This is a genomic window from Bacteroides sp. 51 (assembly GCF_010500965.1).
Taxonomy (GTDB): domain Bacteria; phylum Bacteroidota; class Bacteroidia; order Bacteroidales; family Bacteroidaceae; genus Bacteroides.
Genome location: NZ_QVMI01000128.1, coordinates 1 through 387 on the forward strand (window position 1 = coordinate 1; position 387 = coordinate 387).

The 387-nt window shown below is 46.5% G+C and carries 1 protein-coding gene; it reads left to right on the top strand.

What is annotated here, in order from left to right:
* Positions 1–96: 96 nt before the first annotated feature.
* Complete coding sequence (locus D0T87_RS23815) at positions 97–345, top strand: hypothetical protein (RefSeq protein ID WP_163178667.1); 249 nt, start codon at positions 97–99, stop codon at positions 343–345.
* Positions 346–387: the final 42 nt, after the last annotated feature.

Here is a 387-nt window from a genome sequence, read left to right on the forward strand (position 1 = left end):
TCGTTATTCATTTACTCCGATGGAGAACCCCGATTATATGAAGATTGCAGAGGCTTATGGCATACCATCTATACGTGTAGAAAAGCGTGCTTTCTTTTGATTTTACCTGTTCCGGTAATCCTTAGGATGGGCGATATCCCCCGCCACGGAACCATTTTTCCTATTCCTTTGGGAATTTCCTCTCCCTGGGAGATGAACTTTCCCGTACGTGGTTACAACGAATGTCTCATTATGTACGTTCTTGCCGTTGCTCTTGCGGTGGAAGGTGCCGACCAACTCCTTGCCACGTCTATTCAAACGATATTTGAACTGTCCAAAAATCAATATTGTAGGGGCGGTTCGTGAACCGCCCACGGCAACATGCCACATAAAAATCGGGCGATTCGC